At 60.9% G+C, this 20,206-nt stretch carries 16 protein-coding genes and 1 tRNA gene; 16 read left to right on the top strand and 1 reads right to left on the bottom strand.

Translation table 11 applies throughout. The features are described 5' to 3' along the window. The first annotated feature begins 193 nt into the window (after window positions 1-193). From ABHU32_RS09500 to ABHU32_RS09430, 15 genes are all read left to right on the top strand, one after another. Window positions 194-271 (top strand) — tRNA-Asp (locus tag ABHU32_RS09500). Window positions 272-630: 359 nt separating this feature from the next. After that, window positions 631-1,116: an RrF2 family transcriptional regulator gene (locus tag ABHU32_RS09495; protein WP_022094514.1), complete on the top strand. Its 486-nt coding sequence runs from the start codon at window positions 631-633 to the stop codon at window positions 1,114-1,116. Between the two features lie 21 nt (window positions 1,117-1,137). Further along, complete coding sequence (locus tag ABHU32_RS09490) at window positions 1,138-2,043, top strand: HhH-GPD family protein (protein WP_346979758.1); 906 nt, start codon at window positions 1,138-1,140, stop codon at window positions 2,041-2,043. Window positions 2,044-2,157: 114 nt separating this feature from the next. After that, window positions 2,158-2,697: a rubrerythrin gene (rbr, locus tag ABHU32_RS09485; RefSeq protein ID WP_215694836.1), complete on the top strand. Its 540-nt coding sequence runs from the start codon at window positions 2,158-2,160 to the stop codon at window positions 2,695-2,697. A 309-nt stretch (window positions 2,698-3,006) separates the two neighbouring features. Further along, the gene (locus ABHU32_RS09480; protein WP_346979757.1) at window positions 3,007-3,639 is read left to right on the top strand and encodes a hypothetical protein; all 633 of its coding nucleotides are present in this window, start codon (window positions 3,007-3,009) and stop codon (window positions 3,637-3,639) included. A 433-nt stretch (window positions 3,640-4,072) separates the two neighbouring features. Beyond that, window positions 4,073-4,495 carry a hypothetical protein gene (locus ABHU32_RS09475; RefSeq protein ID WP_346979756.1) on the top strand — a complete coding sequence of 141 codons (423 nt, stop codon included), beginning with the start codon at window positions 4,073-4,075 and terminating at the stop codon, window positions 4,493-4,495. Window positions 4,496-4,619: 124 nt separating this feature from the next. Then, the gene (locus ABHU32_RS09470; protein WP_346979755.1) at window positions 4,620-5,975 is read left to right on the top strand and encodes a DNA recombination protein RmuC; all 1,356 of its coding nucleotides are present in this window, start codon (window positions 4,620-4,622) and stop codon (window positions 5,973-5,975) included. 123 nt (window positions 5,976-6,098) lie between these two features. Continuing rightward, on the top strand, window positions 6,099-7,901 hold the full coding sequence (locus ABHU32_RS09465) for an ABC transporter ATP-binding protein (protein ID WP_346979754.1): 1,803 nt from the start codon (window positions 6,099-6,101) through the stop codon (window positions 7,899-7,901). A 63-nt stretch (window positions 7,902-7,964) separates the two neighbouring features. Next, window positions 7,965-8,630 (top strand): endonuclease III, encoded by a 666-nt coding sequence (gene nth, locus ABHU32_RS09460; protein WP_320676629.1) that lies wholly within the window; start codon window positions 7,965-7,967, stop codon window positions 8,628-8,630. Between the two features lie 118 nt (window positions 8,631-8,748). Then, complete coding sequence (locus tag ABHU32_RS09455; RefSeq protein WP_346979753.1) at window positions 8,749-9,816, top strand: zinc ribbon domain-containing protein; 1,068 nt, start codon at window positions 8,749-8,751, stop codon at window positions 9,814-9,816. Window positions 9,817-10,079: 263 nt separating this feature from the next. Then, a complete protein-coding gene (locus ABHU32_RS09450; protein WP_346979752.1) occupies window positions 10,080-11,498 on the top strand; it encodes a hypothetical protein in 1,419 nt (472 codons plus the stop codon). A gap of 222 nt (window positions 11,499-11,720) precedes the next feature. Continuing rightward, window positions 11,721-15,353, top strand: coding sequence for a transcription-repair coupling factor (mfd, locus tag ABHU32_RS09445; protein WP_346979751.1), 3,633 nt, complete (start codon window positions 11,721-11,723; stop codon window positions 15,351-15,353). A gap of 88 nt (window positions 15,354-15,441) precedes the next feature. Next, complete coding sequence (locus ABHU32_RS09440) at window positions 15,442-16,305, top strand: phosphatase PAP2 family protein (RefSeq protein WP_346979750.1); 864 nt, start codon at window positions 15,442-15,444, stop codon at window positions 16,303-16,305. Between the two features lie 45 nt (window positions 16,306-16,350). Then, the gene (locus tag ABHU32_RS09435; protein ID WP_346979749.1) at window positions 16,351-17,376 is read left to right on the top strand and encodes a threonine aldolase family protein; all 1,026 of its coding nucleotides are present in this window, start codon (window positions 16,351-16,353) and stop codon (window positions 17,374-17,376) included. Window positions 17,377-17,454: 78 nt separating this feature from the next. Then, a complete protein-coding gene (locus ABHU32_RS09430) occupies window positions 17,455-18,045 on the top strand; it encodes a GNAT family N-acetyltransferase (RefSeq protein WP_346979748.1) in 591 nt (196 codons plus the stop codon). Window positions 18,046-18,066: 21 nt separating this feature from the next. On the opposite strand, the gene ABHU32_RS09425 is transcribed toward ABHU32_RS09430, so the two are convergent. Beyond that, window positions 18,067-18,789: a GntR family transcriptional regulator gene (locus ABHU32_RS09425; RefSeq protein WP_346979747.1), complete on the bottom strand. Its 723-nt coding sequence runs from the start codon at window positions 18,787-18,789 to the stop codon at window positions 18,067-18,069. A gap of 205 nt (window positions 18,790-18,994) precedes the next feature. On the opposite strand from ABHU32_RS09425, the gene ABHU32_RS09420 reads away from it, so the two are divergent. Beyond that, on the top strand, window positions 18,995-19,987 hold the full coding sequence (locus ABHU32_RS09420) for an SIS domain-containing protein (protein WP_006235139.1): 993 nt from the start codon (window positions 18,995-18,997) through the stop codon (window positions 19,985-19,987). Window positions 19,988-20,206 lie beyond the last annotated feature (219 nt).

Here is a 20,206-nt window from a genome sequence, read left to right as displayed (position 1 = left end):
GAAAGCACTTAATGTGCTTTCCGTCTTGCGCAGGACTGTAGAGCAGCAAACTTAACCCCCGCCCTCAGCCCCGGAGACCCTCCCGGATGGCCCCGAAAAATTTTTTCAAAAAAGTTGTTGCGCGCCGGACAGACTTCTGTGTATACTAATCCCCGCAGCGCACGCGAGCGGAAACAAACGCGAACGTCTGCCTGGGGAGTTAGCTCAGTTTGGTTAGAGCGCCGGCCTGTCACGTCGGAGGTCGCGGGTTCGAGCCCCGTACTTCCCGCCAACGCAATTAAAGCCACGTCTTCGGACGTGGCTTTTTGCGTTTGATGCACTTTGTTTTGATAGAACGATCGCCCTGGTGCATCTTCGCCCAGAACCCCCGCGCCTTCGGGAACGCAAGTAAAATCTAATGAGTATATCTGTCTGAACAACAGCTTTGTTGCGCAACACCTGTTCTACGAGACAGGGGGTTAGGTTATACTAAATTGCACTGTGCGCCGCATCTGATGCATTTCGCTCCAAGCGCGGCACTCAGTGGATATCCGATTTACCATTTGGATGTCCTGGCGGTCATTTAGCGTCTCGACACAAGCTCGGCCCCGGAGCTCGTTCGAGCTGTTCGTATTCCTTGAAAGGGGAAAAATGGACATATCGAGGAAGACTGATTACGCCCTTCGTATGCTGGCGATGCTTGCTGAGGATCCGGAGTGTTTGCTTTCTGTTCGCACCGCTGCCGAAGAGGTCAATGTTCCGTATTCGTTTGCCCGCTCGATTCAGCACGGTTTGGTCCAGGCCGGTATTGTGGAGAGCCTGCGTGGCGTCCACGGTGGCATGCGTCTCAAGGTCAGTCCAGACGACGTCACTATCCGCCAGGTCGTCGAGGCCGTTCAGGGTCCTATGGTTATGAACGATTGCACCGCGCCCGATGGTGACTGTGCGCGCATGGGCGCGTGCTGCTATCATCCCCTGTGGGCCGGAGCTCAGGCGTTGATGCGCGACTACCTCGATTCCGTTTCGCTCGGCGACATCGTCGCTCACCGCCAGTTCCCGGCCGTCGATCCCAAGTTCGCCGACCGCGAAGCGTTTCCCGAGTACGCCACCTGCGCGTGCGCTTACCGGGAGGAATAGCGCCGCATAAGGAGCATAGCCATGATTCAGGACCCCTTTCGTTCGATGATTCGTTCGGAAGGGGTCCTGCGTTATCGCGACCTTCCGTGGCGCCGCACACGCGATCCGTACATCATTTGGCTTTCTGAGGTCATGCTGCAGCAAACGCAGGTTCCGCGTGTGGAGGCGCGCATGCCGGTGTGGCTCGATCGTTTTCCGACCGTGCAGGCGCTTGCCCAGGCCGCGCCTTCCGATGTTTTGGACGCTTGGCAGGGGATGGGCTACAACCGACGCGCTCTGGCGCTCCACAAGGCCGCTCAGCGCGTTGTAGAGGACTGGGACGGGGAGTTTCCACACGAGACGCGTGACTTGGTCGCCCTGCCTGGTATTGGCCCGGCAACGGCGCAGGGTATCCGGTCGTTTGCGTTTGATCTTCCAGGTGTGTATCTGGAGACCAACGTGCGCACGGTCTTTTTGCATCATTTCTTTCCCGATGTACCGGCTGTTCCCGATCGCGAGCTGGTGCCGCTGATCCAGGCTGCTTGTCCGGCGGCTCCCGGTGTGTCGGCGGACGAGATTGCGCCCTTTGCCGCGCCTCAAGACGATGCCGACACGCCACGCGCGTGGTATTACGCATTGCTGGATTACGGCGCGTATCTTAAAAAGACGCTGCCCAATCCGTCCAGGCGCTCGGCGGGCTATAGTCGTCAGTCCAAGTTTGAGGGCTCGCGTCGCCAAAAGCGCGCGCATATCGTGCGTATGTTGCTGGCAGCGCGCGATGGCCAGCCGGCGGGGATTACGGTTGATGAAGCTGTTGCAGGCGTTAACGAGATGGAGACGGCAGCCGGCCGAGATTCGGTCGAGCGCGAGCTGGTCGCAAGTATTCTTGCCGATCTGGAGCGTGAGGGCTTTTGCCGAGCCGAGGGCGATCGCTGGCTGAGCATCTAGCCTGTGCAAATCTGAAGAACAGGATTGTAAGGTTTAGATTTCCGGCATGAGGGCATCCTAAAGACAAGGTCGCTCAAAGCCTATGGGCGGCACGTGTTGAAGGGAAGTACACCTATGGATTTTGAGAACTCTCAGACCAAGAAGAACCTCGAGACTGCTTTTGCCGGTGAGTCCCAGGCACACACCAAGTATCGCTACTATGCATCCAAGGCCAAAAAGGACGGCTACGTTCAGATCTCGAATATCTTTGCCGAGACGGCGGGCAACGAGTCCGAGCACGCCAAGCTGTGGTTTAAGTATCTGCACGACGGCGCCGTCCCTGATACCCTGGACAATCTGCGTGATGCCGCTGCGGGCGAGAACTACGAGTGGACCACGATGTACGACGAGTTCGCCAAGACCGCCGAGGAGGAGGGCTTTACCGAGATCGCCGCAAAGTTCCGTGGCGTCGGTGCTGTCGAGAAGGCCCACGAGGAGCGCTATAACAAGCTTGTCGAGCGCATCGAGTCGGGCGAGGTGTTTGAGCGTGAGGGCGTGAAGGTATGGAAGTGCCTGAACTGCGGGCACCTGCACGTTGGTGCCGAGGCGCCTGAGGTGTGCCCGGTGTGTAACCACCCGAAGGCGTACTTTGAGGAGCAGGTGGTGAACTACTAGCGCGTGGCGCTGGCTGCTGCGGAGCGCGGGGCGGGAGGCCGGATCGCCTTCCCTCCCCGCTCACGGCTCCGCAGGGTCGCGTTGAGGGAAGGCGCTCCGGCCTCCCGCCCTGCGCTCCGGCTTCGGGTCGTCGCGTGCTCGCTACAGAAAAGCTGATAACTAAGTTTGTGTGCCGCCCCGATCGGGGCGGCACGCTTTTATATGGGGACTGGTTGGGACGGCACCGTCTGGTTGGGACGGCACCGTTCATGGGTGGGGTACACTGGGTAGCGACTTTTAGTTTATCTACTACCTGATGGGGTGTTTTTTATGGGCAAGAAGTCTCGAGCTCGGGTTGCTGCGGCGGGAACTCGCAAGGATCCTGGTCGTCGGGTTGCCGAGGGTAAAAAGGCCGATCGTGCCGAGAAGGACAAGAAAGTCGGCGCGCATGCTCATCCTGAGTGGGCGCCTCATTTGAATTCGGCTAATGAGGATTTGACTGCCAAGTTGTTTACTCTGGTCGAGGTAATTTTGGGCGTGGTGCCCCTTGTGGTTATCGGTTTATTCTTGGCTTCGAAGGACGCCACGAGTGTCGATAAACTCACCGAGGTCTTTTCGCAGGACCCCTCGATGGTGGTCTCGTTTATTTCTGCGTGCTTGCAGCCGTTTGTGGCGTACATGCTGTATATGGTCTACCGCAAATACTGCGAGGGTGATGCGGGCTTTGCCGCCGGTAACCTGATCGGTCTTTTGTGCTCCGAGATCCTACTGCTCAATATCCCGGGCGTCATCGGTATGGGCATCTTGCTGTGGCGTGTTTGGCGCAACGTTGCCCCGCACTTCGAGAGCTGGTTGTTTGAGCGTCGCTTTGCGGGCGTGGTGGCCGATATTGCGGGCTCGCTCGTGATTCTAGCCTTGGCGTTTCTGTGCGCCACCGCCGCCCGCGGTCTCGCGGGCATGTAGTCTGTTCTCACCGACCACGGGGCGCAGGGCGGGGAAACCTTCCCCTCTCGCTCACGGCTTCGCAGGGTCGCGCGAGGCAAAGGTTTCCCCGCCCTGCGCCCCGGCGTTGAGTCGTCGCATGCTCGTTACAGAAAAGCTGATAATAAGTTTGTGTGCCGCCCCTTTGGGGCGGCACTTTTTGTGTGGGGTCCCGGTCTCCACAATTTTCGTCAAGCTTTTGGTTAGATTTTGGTCAGTTGGCGTAAGGGTGGAAGGCCGAAAGATTGCTGGCGAAAAAAGCTCAGAGAAAGTGCTGGTAGGGGAGTTGTTGAGCTTTTCGACAGCTTTTGAGCAAAAGAAACTTTGTGGCTATTGCCGGCGATTGCGTTGTCGCGGTCATGGCGGTGCGGGATGCTGGTCGTAAGCGTCGAATGCTCCGATTTTGGAGGCCAGCATGGATCTGTTTCTTGAGACTCCGCAGCAGCAAGCTGAGCGCATGCTGCGTCAGCAGCAACGACTCATGGAGATGCAAATGCAAGGGGTAGCCGCCCAGCTCCCTGCGCAAAACGTTACACCCGCGGTTTCGCCTGCGGGTGGATCGGCGCCAGAGAACTATTCCGTACAACAAGATTCATATGCGCAGGAGCTTGCGTTCGACAAACGCCGCACGCGTCGCCGCCGCGTGGGCCAGCGCCTGCGTACATTGGCGATGATGGTGCTCATTCCGTTAGGACTCGCGGCGATTTTCTTGGTCTCGTATGCGCTCACCTGCATCCTCAACGGCGCCTCGCCCAGTGAAGTGCTCCAACATCTGTCAGCCCTCGGCCAGCGCCTAGGCGATGTCATAACAACAATCCGCACCGGCTGGGAGAGCTAGCGTTTTAGCGTCCACGGCTCTAAGAGAAATTTGTCTGCAAGGCAGTGGGTGATCCGTGCGTGTGGCGGGGTAAGATTGATCGCGGTTTTGATTGGTGCTCGATTGGGTTTGTTGGGCGGAGTTTATGTCTGCTATTGATATTGTGCTTGTTGCGATCGCCTTGGTGGCGGTGGGGGTTGCTGTGGCTTGCGCCCTCCAGCTCAAGAGCCTGCGTGCCGAGTTGCGGGAGCGTGGCGACAGTAGCGCGGAAACGCTGGCAGCACTCGAGCAGGCCAACAACGCGCTCGATGCCCTGAACGTCGCGCTGGCCGAAACTCGCCGCACGGCCAATGCCATCGCGCAGCAGCAGACGACAGATGCGGCCGTGGAGCAGCAACGTTACCTGACCATCGCACGTGAGTTTTCGCAAGCTGGTGACCGGATGGATGACCTGCGCCGCGAGACGGCCCAACAGCTCGGTGCCAACCGCGAGGGCATCGAGCACCGCCTGGACAAGGTGCGCGAGACGGTCGATGCCCAGCTGGGTGCTATCCGCAAAGACAACAACGTGCAACTCGATCAGATGCGCGCAACGGTGGACGAGAAGCTCTCCCGCACGCTCAACGATCGCCTGTCGGCATCGTTTAAGCAGGTGAGCGACCAGCTCGAGGCCGTGTACAAGGGCCTGGGCGACATGCAATCCATCGCCACCGGCGTGGGCGATCTTAAGCGCGTGCTGGGCAATGTGAAGGCGCGCGGTATTTTGGGCGAGGTGCAGCTGGGTGCGATCCTGACGGACATCCTTACGCCCGACCAGTATCTGGAAAACGTCGCCACCAAGCCCGGCGCCTCGGAGCGCGTTGAGTTTGCCGTCAAGCTGCCGGTGGACGAGGGCGATCCCGTGCTGCTGCCGATCGACTCCAAATTCCCGGGCGACGCGTACGAGCATCTGCTCGACGCCCAGGAGTCGGGCGATGCGGAGGCCGTTGCCGCGGCACGCAAGACGCTCGATATGATGGTGAAGCGCGAGGCCAAGGACATCTGCGAAAAGTACCTGAGCGTGCCCGCGACGACCAACTTTGGCATTCTGTTCGTGCCGTTTGAGGGACTGTACGCCGAGGTCGTCAGCCGCCCCGGGCTTATCGAGACCCTGGGCCGCGACTATCACGTCAACGTAGCCGGTCCCAGCACCATGGCTGCCATTCTCAACAGCCTGCAGATGAGCTACCAGACGTTTAGGCTGCAAAAACGTACCGACGACGTACTGCGCGTACTCTCTGCTGTCAAGGCCGAGTTGCCACGCTATCAGGCGGCGCTGCGCCGCGCCCAGCAGCAGATCGAGACCGCGGGCAAAACGGTTGAGGGCATCATCACCACGCGTACCAATGTCATGGAGCGCAAGCTCAAGGACATCGACGCGCTGGAAGACGCCAACCAAGCCGATGAGATCTTGGGACTCACATCCGCGGAGCTGCTCGCAGGCCAAAAAGACGAGGACTAGCTGCATCTGACGGCTGTGCGCCTGTACGAGCACGGCGCGGGCGCTTTTCGCATCGCGCTTGTCTGAAGTGCGCTTTAGTGTGCAACAATGGCGTTTCGCCCTATCAGACGCGAAAGGAAGCCCATGTCTCAGAGAAACACCAGTCCGCTCAAACGCTCCACCGTGCGTCGCACGCTGCAGCGTTTTTGGGACGTCACGCGCACGCAGCCGCTGATCGTCTTTCTCTCGGTGTTCTCGTCGGCGGGCTACATCTTTTTGCTCACGTTTGCCAACACCTATGTGATGGCCCTCATCGTCGACCGCGTCCAGGCCGGTCCCGTGGCAGGCGACCAGGTGTTTGAAGTTTTTGGCCCCTACATTCTGGCGCTCGTGCTCGTTAATCTGGTAGGCCAGATCCTCTCCAAGCTGCAGGACTACACCGTCTACAAGCTCGAGATTGCGGGCAACTATCACCTGGCACGCCTGTGCTTCGACACGCTCTCCAATCAATCCATGACATTCCACACCAGCCGTTTTGGCGGATCGCTTGTGAGCCAGACGAGCCGTTTTATGAGCGGCTACACGGGTCTGGTGGACGTGACGGTGTATTCGCTCATTCCCACCATCACCTCGGTTGTCTGCACGGTGGCAGCACTCGCCCCGGTGGTGCCGACGTTTACCGTGATCCTGGTGGGCATCATGGTCGTCTATATCGCGTTTGTCTGGCTTATGTACAAGCGCATCATGCCGCTTTCGGCCGCGACGTCCGCCGCGCAGAACAAGCTGTCGGGCGTGCTGTCCGATGCGGTCACGAATATCCTGGCCGTCAAGACCTGTGGGCGCGAGGACTTTGAGCGCGACCTGTTCGATGCCGCCGACCGCGCTGCGCGCGATGCCGAAACGGTATCGATGCACGCCATGATGCAACGCAACTTTACGACCTCGGGCCTTATCGTTATCACCATGGCCGTGGTGAGTGTGTTCGTCGCGGGCGGCAACGCGTGGTTTGGCATCTCTGCCGGCGCGCTCGTCATGATCTTTACCTATACGTACAACCTCACCATGCGTCTGAACTACGTGAGCTCCATGATGCAGCGCATCAACCGCGCGCTGGGCGATGCGGCCGAGATGACGCGCGTGCTGGACGAGCCGTGTCTGGTGGCAGACGACGAGAACGCCCCCGAGCTCAAGGTGGGCGAGGGCGCGATTGATTTTGAGCACCTGAGTTTTGCGTACCGTGACGCCGCGGCGGGCGAGAGCGTGTTCAACGACCTGACGCTCCATGTGGCGGCGGGCCAGCGCGTGGGCCTGGTGGGCAAATCGGGCTCGGGCAAGACGACGCTCACCAAGCTGCTGCTGCGCCTGGACGACGTTCAGGGCGGCCGCGTGCTCGTGGACGGCCAGGACGTCTCGCGCTGCACGCAGCAGAGCCTGCGCCGCCAGGTTGCCTACGTGCCGCAGGAGGCGCTCCTGTTCCACCGCTCCATTCGCGAGAATATCGCCTACGGCCGCCCCGACGCCACCGACGAGCAGATCCGCGAGGCAGCGCGCCTGGCCAATGCCCTGGAGTTTATCGATCGCCTGCCCCGTGGCTTTGACACCATGGTGGGCGAGCGCGGCGTTAAGCTCTCGGGCGGTCAGCGCCAGCGTGTGGCCATCGCCCGCGCCGTCCTTACCGACGCGCCGATTCTGGTGCTCGACGAGGCGACATCTGCCCTCGACAGCGAGTCCGAGGCACTGGTGCAGGAGGCGCTCGAGAACCTGATGCGCGGCCGCACCTCCATTGTGGTGGCACATCGCCTGTCCACCGTGGCGGCGCTCGACCGCATCGTGGTACTGGCGGACGGCGAGATTGTCGAGGACGGTACGCATGCGCAGCTTATCGAGGCTGGCGGCGAGTACGCAAGCCTGTGGGGCCGCCAGACCGGCGCATTTTTGGAGGCGTAAAGACCCCATACGTGGGACAATCGTGCCCATAGGTTTGTTATGCCGCCGAGCCGAGGAGTCGTTATGCCACGCGAGACCAATGCCGCCAAACGCGAGCGCGCCATCGAGGTGTGCGAGCGCCTTAACCGTCGCTATGGCCCGGTCGAGTGCTTCTTGGACCACGAGAATCCCTTTAGGCTGCTCATCGCGGTGCTGCTCTCGGCGCAAACGACCGACGCGCAAGTCAACAAGGTGACGCCGCGGCTGTTTGCCCAGTGGCCCACGCCCGAGGCCATGGCCGGGGCGAGTGTTGCCGACGTGGCGGACACGATCAAGTCGCTCGGCTTCTACAAGAGCAAGGCCAAACACGCCGTGGAAGCGGCGCAGATGATCGTTGCCGATTACGGCGGTGTAGTGCCGGCGGATATGAAGGAGCTCGTCAAACTGCCGGGTGTGGGGCGCAAGACGGCGAACATCGTGCTCAACGTGGGGTATGGCATCGTGGAAGGCATCGCGGTGGATACGCACGTCAACCGTATCGCGCATCGCCTGATGCTGAGTCCCAAGACGCACGCCAAAGAGCCGCTCAAGACCGAGCAGGATCTGCTCAAGATCTTGCCGCACGAGTATTGGGAGTCGGTCAATCACCAGTGGATCACCTTTGGCCGCGAAATCTGCGACGCCCGCAAACCCAAGTGCGACGAGTGTCCGCTGGCAGACCTTTGCCCCAGCGTGCGTGTGACGGGGTAGGGCCCGGCACGTTTTGTCGGCACCCGAAGACGGCGACCAATGTTGCGCAACACATTTGGGCTGCGAAGGCTCAATATGATGACGGCAGATGCCGTTTGTTGTAAGGGGATGCCCGAATATGTTTTGCACCAAGTGTGGCTCCGAGATGCCCGACGGAACCGATTTTTGCACGAACTGCGGGGCGCGCATGGGCGCTGCCTCTCCGGCGGCCGCGCCTGCTGAGCCCGCATCGATGCCGGCGGCAGGGATGCCTCCCGTGCAGAAGAAGTCACATAAGCGCGTGGTGATTGTCGGCATGTGCGTGGTGGGCGTGCTCGTTGCCGGCAGTGCCGCTCTGGCGCTGACCGGCGTGCTGGGTCCGCTTGGGCAGGGCAATTCATCGCAGATTACGGTACTTGGGTCCGACGAGGGCTCGGCCGAGCACAAGGACGAGGGAAGCGCCAAGGAGAAGCCTGCCGCCGACGAGGATGAGGCGGATGAGCCTGAGCAGACCGGCAGCAGCGTAAAAGTCGACCTCAATGACCAGGCAACCTATGCCGCCGCGAATCTGTTCCTGTCGAACTTTACGGAGGAACAGTTTGCGCGTGACGGGGCAGGCGGGCTAGCCTCGTTTGATGCGGCGGACGGTCTGTCTGCAGAGGAAAAACGGGGCATGACGATTTTCGTCTTTAACCACCTGCTCGAAAACACTACGAATCGCGTGGAAAGGGGCGGGGATGTGGACGGCAAATCCTATGCAAGCAAGGTCCCCGTTGATTCCATGAAGCGCGAGATGAACCGACTGTTTGGCGTAACGTTATCCGATGACGAGATGCACATCGACGCTGATGGCGGATTGCCTGACAATCTGGCAACGAGGGTTACGGTTCGGGACGGCTACCTGTACTTTAACGAGATGCACGGCTTTGCCGGCTCGCCTATTCCGGCAATCGTTTCGGGCGCGGAAGACCTGGGCGACAACACGTACTGCCTTACATTTGAGGCTTATGTCGCGCTGAGCTATAACGGCATCTCTTCTCCTTTGATCTCGGATGTTCCTGAGAGCGTTTATGGGCTGCCTGCCGATCAACTGAAGTCGACGATTGGGGCTGACTCTACACCTATGATGTCCGGGACCGCCGTGGTAAAGGTTACCGCTGACGACGGCGCTCCTTCTTTCACTCTGCAAAGCATCAATTACGACTAACGCATTCGCCTGAGCTCGATATGATTGATTTAGAACGCTAAGTTGGTGGCCCGCCTGGCGCTTTTAACGTTTAACGTTGCGCGATTGGGAAGTGCGCGTCGATCATTCGTTGTCCCATGCAAAAATGTGTTGCTAATTTAGAAGCCTATTCAAGCGCGCCGAAGTTGTGGCGTGCTGGCGTAGCATGAGCAAAAAATCAAGCAATGGAGGGTAACGTGGCAACATCGAAGACGCGAGAGCTCGAGGATGACTTTGAGCGCATCGTGCGCACGCGCGAAGGCGACCTACCTGGTCGGCGTAAAGGCGACGAATACTTGTCTCAAACCCATGCGCTCTACCATGGCGACCCTGCGCCCTGGGCTCTGACGCCAAAGATATTCGACAAGGATATGACGGCGATTCTTAAGGAGGCCGCCGAGCGCATGTACGGCATTATGGACAAGGTGACGCGGGCGTTTTGTTCCGATACCTCCGTGCGTGCGTGGTTTCGCATGGATCCGGCTTTTGCTGACCTGTGCGCTATGGATGCCGGCTATGATTGCCAGATTCCCCTTGCGCGCGTTGATATCTTTCTTGACGAGGACACCGGTTCGTATACGTTTTGCGAGCTCAATACCGACGGCAGTGCCGGAATGGTAGTGACCGATGCGGTCTGCCAGGCAGTGCGAATGACGCCTTCCTTTGAGGAGTTTGCATCAGACCATCCCGGCTTTCGGCAGTACGATTTGTGCGGTAGCTGGATAGATGCATTGTTTGAGACCTATGCAGAGTGGGAACTGGCCCATCCTCGCCGCACCGAGGATAGTGCGCGATCGGACGATGGGGCCCACGTTGACGAGGGGTTTTATGCACCGCAATCAAAGATATATCCCGCTTCGGTGGCAATCGTCGACTATTCGGAAAGCATCGACTTGGAAGATGCGGCTCATTTTGTCGACCTTATGAGACGGCGGGGTGTAGTCGCACGCTTTGCGGATGTGCGCGACCTGCGGATTGGCGAAGGCGAGGGCGGTGCTAGGCGGCTGTGCGATGCCGTCGGCCCTATTGATTACGTTTGGCGGCGCGCGGTGACCGGCGAGTTGTGGGATAAGCCGTGCGATGGACGCTCGGCCTTAATTGAGGCGGCTCAAGAAGGGATCGCGTGCATCGTCGGGGGATTTAGAACGTGGCCGTGTGCGACTAAGACCGTATTTGCATTTCTGTGGTCTCGAGCCGGGCAGTCCTTGTTGAGCCCGGAGGAGCAATCGTTTGTACGGGAGCATGTGCCCTATACCGAGATTTTGGACGAAAGCACCCAGTTGTCGAGATTTGCCGAAAAGGACCGATGGATCGTCAAGCCGTGCGGCGGCTACAATGCGGTTGGCGTTGTCGCTGGTTTGGATGCCACGGAACAGGAATGGTCCCAGGTGCTTGCTCGTGCTGCGGCCGCTGGGGCGATTGTGCAGGAGTATGCTCAGCAGTATCAGACTCCCTGCTTGCGCGGAACGCTTGTCGATGGGCCGCATCGAGGAGAGGCGCCCAAAGGACTTGTGGATGATCTTGGTTTTGCGCCCGCTTCTAATATGGAAGGCCTGTACCTGTATCGCGGCCGTTTTGCGGGCGTGTACACACGCGTCGGCTTTGCCAACACCATAGGAGAGTGGACGAGCCGTTTGAACGTTGCGAGCTTTTTTGAGGAATAGCCGTTTCTTGGGGAGCTTTCCGTGGTTGCGGCGTTCGACGTGACGGGGAGATTTGGGCGAAGCCGGCGAGTCCAGTTCTATCTGGCGTTTTTGTTGCGGGGCTGGGCGTACGCTTGAGCTGGAGTCCTCTCCATGCGCTACCATGACAGGCAACGAATTTGACGAACGACCCGCCGAGCTTGCCTCGGCGGGCTTTTGGCGTTGCAATGCCGGAGGAACAGCATGCTCATTCACCGTATAGCCGCGCAGCTCTACACTGCCGAGGCGCTGCAGACCGTCGAGGCCGGGCTCGATGCTGGCGAGGACGTGACGCTGGCCGTGTCTCAGTCGGGTCGAACGCTTATGGCCGCCGCCCAGTTTGCGCGCCGCCCGCGCCCTACGGTCTACATCGTGAGTGGCGAGGATGCGGCCGATCGCGCCGCGCGTAGCCTGGCCGCCTATGTGGGCCTGGCGCACGTGTGCCGCTTTCCCGAGCGCAAGGACTACCCTTGGCGCGAGCAGGCGCCCGACGACGCCGTGGTGGCCCAGCGCTGCGAGGCGCTCGGGCGTATCGTGCGCGGGGACAACTGCATCATGGTCGCCTCGGCTCGCGCGCTGCTGCGCTGCGTGCCGCCGGTCGAGAGCCGCTACTGGGAGTCCACTACTTTTGCGGTGGGCGAGGAGATTCCTTTTGACGAGGTGCCGCAGCGTCTGGTAGGCATGGGCTACACCAATGCCGGCGCCGCCGACGCGCCCGGCCTGTTCCGTGTGCACGGCGACACCGTCGAGGTGTTTCCGGCGCAGGAAAAGGCGCCCGTGCGTATTGAGTTCTTTGGCGACGAGGTCGACCGCATCCGCCGCATGGTGAGTTCAACGGGCCAGACCATCGGCAACGAAGACAGCATCGAGATCTTCCCGTGCCGTGAGCTGGCGCTTACCGACGAGGCCGTCCACAACATGCATGTGGCGCTCTACCGCGCCAGCCAGGACGACAGCAAGTTGGCGGCGCTGCTCGAGATGGTGGATGCGCGCATCGTCACGCCTGAGCTCGACCGCTTTTTGCCGGTGATGTACGGCCAGACCGTGAGCCCGCTATCGCATGTGAGCGGCAAGGCGCTCGTGGTGCTGTCCGAGCCGCGCTCGCTGTTCGACGATTGCCTGCACGCCTACGAGGATATCGAGGCACGTGCCGGCGAGGCGGGTGTCGACCGCCTGGACGGTCTGTACGTGCGTGCCCAGCAACTCGACTTTGGTTCCCAGCAGCGCCTGAACTACGTGAGCCTCATCCGTGCCGGCGGTGCGGTGACGGCTGAGCTCAAGATTGAGCAGCCTGCCATCGCAGGCTCGGACAACCGTTTTATGACGCGCATCCAAGAGGTCGTGGGCAAGCGCTATGCCTGCGTGTTTGCCATCCCCGACCGCGGTGCGCGCGAGTCGATGGAGCTCACCTTTGGCGACGAGGGCATTACCTTTGAGGAATCGCTGACCGCGGCGCCCGAAAATGCCGGTGCCATCGGCGATTGCGTGCGCGTGGCAGCGGCGGATTCCGCCGATCGCGCCGCACGCCAGGAGGCCCATGCTTCCATTCGCGAGCGTCGCGCCGACGCGCTCAACGCCCGTTCGCTCGAGGCGGGCGCCGCGCAGGCTGCCGCCGGCGCCGCCGTGCCCACCATCTCGCGCGGGCGCGTGACCTTTGTGGACGCTGCCCTGCCGCAGGGCGTGGTGGTGCCCGATGCCAACCTGGCCGTGTTCTCGATCGCCGACCTCAACGCCCGCATGGATGCCAACCGCGCGCGCAGCCGCCGCAAGGTTGACATTACGCAGATCACCTTCCCGTTTAAGCCGGGCGACTACGTGGTGCACGCCACTCACGGCATCGCGCTCTTTAGCGAGATCGCGCGTCAGGAAGTGGGCGGCAAGGAACGCGACTACTTTTTGCTGGAATATGCCGATGGCGACAAGCTCTACGTGCCGCTGGAGCAGGTTGACCGCATTACGCGCTACGTTGGTCCCGACGGCGATAAACCGCGCTTGACCAGGCTCAACACCGCCGACTGGACGCGGGCTACCAACAAGGCGCGCAAGAATGCCAAAAAGCTGGCGTTTGACCTGGTCGACCTGTATACGCGCCGCTCGTCGATTACCGGTATCGCCTGTCCGCCCGATACGCCCGAGCAGATCGAGATGGAGGAGAGCTTCCCCTACGACGAGACGCGTGACCAGCTGGAGGCCATTGCCGACATCAAGGCCGACATGGAGGCGCCCAAGCCCATGGACCGCCTGCTGTGCGGCGACGTGGGTTTCGGCAAGACCGAGGTCGCCCTGCGCGCGGCCTTTAAGTGCGTGGACTCCGGCCGCCAGGTCATGGTGCTCTGCCCCACGACCATTCTGGCCCAACAGCACTACGAGACATTCTTTGAGCGCTTTGCCCCGTTTGGCCTGGAGGTCGAGGTGCTCAGCCGCTTCCGCACGCCGGCGCAGCAAAAGCGCGCGCTCAAGGCGTTTGCCGAGGGCACGATTGACGTGCTCATCGGCACGCACCGCTTGCTTTCTGCCGATGTGAACCCCAAGAACCTGGGCATGGTGATCATCGACGAAGAGCAGCGCTTTGGTGTGCAGCACAAGGAACAGCTCAAAAACCTGCGCGAGCAGATTGACGTGCTCACGCTTTCGGCCACGCCGATTCCGCGAACCATGCAGATGGCAACGAGCGGCGTGCGCGACATGAGCCTGATCACCACACCGCCGACCGGGCGTCGTCCCGTGATCGTACACGTGGGGGAGTACGACCCCGACGTGGTGAGCGCGGCGATTCGCCTGGAGGTGGGTCGCGGCGGTCAGGTGTATTACGTGTCCAACCGCGTCAAGACCATCGACGATGCCGTGTCGCGCGTGCACGAGGCCGCGCCCGAGGCGCGCGTGGGCGTGGCGCACGGCAAGATGAGCCCGCGCGAGGTCGAGGACGTGATGATCGAGTTCGCGACCAAGAAGATCGACGTGCTTATCGCCACGACCATCGTGGAGAGCGGCATCGACAACGCGACCGCCAACACGCTCATCATCGAGGACTCGCAGCGTCTGGGTCTGGCACAGCTCTACCAGCTTAAGGGCCGCGTGGGCCGCTCGGCCACGCAGGCATACGCGTACTTTATGTTCCCGGGCGAGCTGCCGCTCACCGAGGAAGCCACGGCGCGCCTGACCGCGCTTTCCGAGTTCCAGGACCTGGGCAGCGGCATGCGCATCGCCATGCGCGACCTGGAGATCCGCGGCGCCGGTTCGCTCATGGGCGCCGAGCAGCACGGCAACCTGTCGAGCGTGGGCTTTGACCTGTTTACGCAGATGCTGGGCCAGGCTGTGGCCGAGGCGCGCGGCGACGACGATGCCGGTGTGGAGGCGGCGAGCGTGGGCATCAACCTGCCGGCCGACTACTTCTTGTCCGAGGAGTATATGCCGGCGGTGGACCAGCGCGTGCTCGTGTACCGTAAGCTCGCGGCAGCCGAGGACCTGGAGAGCATCGACGAGGTGCAGGAGGAGACCGAGGCCGCGCACGGTGAGCTGCCGTTGGCGGGGCTCAACCTGTTCAATCGCGCGCGCATCCGTATCCGTGGCGAGCGCCTGAGGCTCGAGAGCGTCACGCTCAGCGGTGGGCGCATCACGTTTTTGGGCGTCGACGTGCCCAAGAAGGTGGCCTTTGAACTAAAGACTCGCTATGGCGCGGTGAACTTCCCCAAGAGCCGCAAACTGTCGGTACCCTACAAGGCGGGCGCCGGCGCGGGCAGCGGCCTGGGCCGCGGTCTCGACGCCAACGACGGCACCGGCCCGGTGGCGGCCGCGCTCATGCTGCTGCAGCAATTGGGTGCGAGCGACGACGACTAACAAGTAGGGGGTGTGGCGGGGCAGAGCTAGCAGTTGTTCTTTGCCCTGCCACCTCGCAGGTTGATTCCAGCCCCATCGAAAGGAAAGCATGTTCGGATACATCTACAAGAAAGATGTCGCCATTATCGCGGTTGTCCTGTGCCTTTGTCTGGGCGTGGGCAGCTTCTTTGATTATCAGATCTCGAGTGCGCTGTTCAACATCGGCAGCATGTACGGTCGCTTTGTCGAGGCGGCCGGCGAGCTGCCGTTCGAGCTGACGGCGAGCGTCGCGGGCGTCATGCTCGTGCGCTCGGTACGCCCCGATTCCAAGGCGAGCAAGTGGCTCGCCGCGCTGGGCGTTCTGATCAACGTGTGCCTGGTCGGCTACGAGATTATCGGATCGCTGCGCGTCGGCGGCAAGCTTATTGCGTTTCAGCTGGTTCTGACGTTTGTGCTGGTCATCGCTGCCAACCTCATTGTCTATCGCTTTACGCGCACGACCGAGCCCGACGAGCTCACGCGCTGGGCGTTGATGGTGCTTGCCGTGTGGGTCGCTCAGGCCATTATTCTCAACGTCATTGTTAAGCCGTTGTGGTCGCGCCCGCGCATGCGCGTGATCGAGGTCACGCCGGGGCTCAATTTTCAGCCGTGGTGGGTGATCGGCAACCCCGACAAGTGGACCTATATCGCCGCCGGCGTGATTAAGGACGGGTTCAAGTCGTTTGCGAGCGGACACACGGCGCATGCGGCGATCGGCCTTATGCTCGCCGGGCTTCCCGCGGCAGCCTTTAAGGAAAAACCTTCGCGTCGCCGCGTGATCTTTTGGGCGGCGGCTGTGGTCGCGGCGCTCGTCGCGCTTGGCCGCATCGTGATCGGTGCGCACTTTTTGAGCGACGTGAGCTGCGGTTTTGCCCTGGTACTGGCACTTGAGTGTCTTGCCGCGCGCATTGCCTATCCCAACGGCGTACAATAGCCCCGTTTGAATCATCTGGCCGATACCCGGTATGAGAGGATTGCCATGCTCGCGTTTAACAACGACTATTCCCACGGCGCACATCCGGCAGTGCTGCAGGCACTCGTCGACACCAACATGGAGCCGCAGCCCGGCTACGGTACCGATGCGCACACCGAGCGTGCCAAGCAGCTTATCCGTGAGGCCTGTCAGGCCCCCGATGCCGACGTGTTTTTTCTGGTGGGCGGCACGCAGGCCAACGCGACGGTGATTGACATGCTGCTTGCGCCCTACGAGGGAGTCGTTGCTGCCGAGACTGGCCACGTCGCCTGCCACGAGGCGGGCGCCATCGAGTTTGGCGGCCACAAGGTGCTCACCATCCCCGGCTACGAGGGCAAGATGCACGCCGAGGACCTCGAGAACTATATCCAGGTGTTCTACGAAAACGAGAGCTACGAGCATACGGTGTTCCCAGGCGCCGTGTACGTGAGCCTATCGACCGAGTACGGCACGCTGTACTCCAAGGCCGAGCTCGCGGCGATTCACGCGGTGTGCCAGAAGCGCCAGATTCCGCTGTTTGTGGATGGCGCCCGCCTGGCCTATGCGCTGGCGGCCGATGAGTGCGACATTACCCTGCCCGAGCTGACGCAGCTGTGCGACGTGTTCTACATCGGCGGCACCAAGTGCGGCGCTCTGTGCGGCGAGGCCGTGGTGTTTTGCGGCATGCACGCCCCGGCGCATCCCATTCCGCGTATTAAGCAGCATGGCGCGTTGCTGGCCAAGGGCCGCCTGACGGGTGTGCAGTTTGAGGCACTCTTTACCGACGGCCTGTATTTTGAGATTGGTCGCCAGGCGATTGAGACCGCTCAGGCGCTGCGTCGCGTGCTGCACGAGCGCGGCTACCAGTTCTTCTTGGAGACGCCCACAAACCAGCAGTTTGTGATTCTGCCCAACGAGGACATGGCCCGCATTCGCGAGCATGCCTCGATTGAGTACTGGGAAAAGTACGACGATACCCACACGGTGGTGCGTTTTTGCACCAGCTGGGCCACGACGCAGAAGGATATCGACGCGTTGGCGGCTGTCCTGTAGCCTGATGTAATGACAAGGGGCCGCCCTGCGCCTGAGCTTGGCGCAGGGCGGCCTTTGCTTTTGGGGGAGAAGGGTTGTATGACCGAGATGTCCGAGCCGACGATTCGCCTGGCGACGCCCGATGATGCGCCGGCGTTGCTTGCCATCTATGAGCCGTATGTGCGCCAGACGGCGATTACCTGCGAATACGAGGTGCCGAGCGTTGAGGAGTTCGCCGGGCGTATTGAGCATACGCTCAAGCGCTATCCGTATTTGGTGATGGAGTTGGACGGGCGTCCGGTAGGCTATGCCTATGCGAGCCCGCTTAACAGCCGCGAGGCGTACGACTGGTCGGTCGAGACGTCGATCTACCTGGCGCGCGATGTACGCCACGGCGGGCTGGGTCGCGAGCTGCACGATGCGCTCAAGCAATGCCTGATCGCGATGGGCATCACCAACATGTGCGCGCTCATTGCCGTGCCGCACGATAAGGACGACGAGTACCTGACGCACAACAGCCAGGATTTCCATGCCCATATGGGATATCGCCTGGTGGGCGCCTTCGACCGCTGCGCCCAAAAGTTCGGCCGCTGGTACGACATGTGCTGGATGGAGTTGGTCCTAGCCGAGCGCACACCCAACCAACCCAAACCAACCTGGTTTCCCGACCTCCCCAAACCTACCATTTAGGGGCAGGTTTATTTTGGCAGGTTAGCCGATGGGTTCGGTGTATTTGGCGCGGTCGGTGCGCTGGATGCGCTTGGAGACATGGAGCGGGCGGCCGTCGGTGTCGTAGACGTAGTCGGTGATCAGGATCAGCGCCTGCCCGCGCTCAACGTTGAGCAAAAACGCCTCGTTTTGCGAGGCATAGCACACCTCAAAGGTCTTATGCCCCTGTGCCGGCGCGCGATGGAATTCCTGGCGCAGTGTGGCGTAGAGCGAACCGTTGATATCGCGATCGATGAGCGTCTCGAAGCTTGGCGGCAGGTAGGTGGTCTCCAAGCACAGCGGCGCGTCGTCCAGGTAGCGCAGGCGGACAAGTTTGACGAGTTTGCTGCCCACGGCGGCGTCAAAGAACTTGGCTATGCTGCCGGCCGCCTTGGCAAAGCCCGAGTCCACGGTGCGCGTGGTGGGCTTCATGCCCTGGCCTTCGACCTGCTTGGTATAGCTCGAAAACACCAGGTTGTTCTCGTGGAGCGCGGGCGTGTCGGCCACAAAGGCGCCACGCCCGCGCTCGGTGCGCACCAGGCCCTCATCAACGAGCACCTTAAGGGCGTGGCGCACGGTGCTGCGCGACAGGCCCGATTCGTCCATGAGTTCCATCTCGGACGGCAGCTTGTCTCCGCGTGCGTAGATGCCGGCGGCGATGCGGTCGCGAAGCGTACCCGCCAAGCGTTCGTATTGGCTCAGTTTCTTTTTAGATGAGACGCTCATATTGCCAACCTATATCTAACTTGTATGCCTAACTAAGCAAGCATGTATTCAATACAAGAACAAAACTGCTGGTAACGAACAATCGAAAACCTTACCAGCAAAATTTCTAAGACAAATATAGCATACAACTAGTCGACATAATCAAAACATGTATGTAACTTGTATGCCATCGAGAGCATCAAACAAGAAGAAAGGCTGATGCACGATGACTACTCAGGAACAGGTTAAGGATGTCGTCTCCCAGGTTTTGGCTGACAAGGCAGACAAGGGCGGCATCAAGCGCGTCGTGTGGATTGGCGCCGGCGGATCCAATGGCGGCAACTACCCTGCTCAATACTTTATGGAGCACGAGGCCACGCAGGTCGTGAGCTCCAGCTACACCAGCAACGAATTCGTGCACGCAACCCCGGCCTACGTCAACGAGAACACCCTGGCCGTCGTCGTGTCCATGCGCGGCACCAAGGAGACCATCGTCGCCGCCCAGGTCGCTAAGGACCACGGCGCCAGCACCATCGCCATCTATGTTGACGAGTCCGGCCTCACCGAGGTCTGCGACTACAAGATCCAGTACGACAGCTTGGCCGTCGACGAGTCCTGCATGGGTCGTACCAACTCCGCCGTCGTGACCATGATCGCCATGGAGCTCACGCAGCAGACCGAGGGCTATGCCGAGTACGAGACCGCTATGGCTGCGTTCGACTTGGTTGACCCCATCTATCGTAAGGCCGTCGAGTACACCCGTCCGCTCGCTGCCAAGTGGGCCGAGCAGAACGCCGACAAGCCCTGCATCAACGTGATGGCTCAGGGTCCGCTCTTTGGTGCCGCCTACGTCTTTAGCATCTGCAACGTGCAGGAGATGCTGCAGATCGACTCCTGCACCATCAACACCTGCGACTTCTTCCACGGTCCCTTCGAGATCCTGGACAAGCGCACCTCGCTGTTCCAGCTCATCAGCGTCGGCCGCAGCCGCTGCAACGACGAGCGCGGCATCCGCTTCGTCAACCAGTACGGTGGCGAGCGCGTCTATCAGCTCGATGCCAAGGAGCTCGGCCTCAACGACATCAAGGACAGCGTGAGCGAGTACTTCAACCACCTGATCTTTGCCCCGATCCTCAACAACGTGTATATGCGCGCGCTCTCCGCCGTTACCCACAAGGACTACATGACGCGCCGCTACATGTGGAAGCTGGATTATTAGTTACGGCGTTTTACCAAACGCCGTAACGGCTCGACGCTGCAAACCCACCTGAGCGGCAATCTGCCTTTCAGCTTCAGCGGCATGACCAGAAGGTCAATGCCGCTTCGCTTCAAGGCACCTTGCTCGCTCAGGTGGGTTTTCGCTCATATGACCCAATCCGCTGTCAAGAGCCACAATGGCCCCGCCGACCGCTTGCAATCGGTCGGCGGGGCCTGCCGT

It is taken from the genome of Collinsella aerofaciens (assembly GCF_039758965.1).
GTDB lineage: Bacteria > Actinomycetota > Coriobacteriia > Coriobacteriales > Coriobacteriaceae > Collinsella > Collinsella aerofaciens_BR.
Note: the sequence above shows the minus strand (reverse complement) of the source record. Positions and strands in the feature narration are given on the sequence as shown.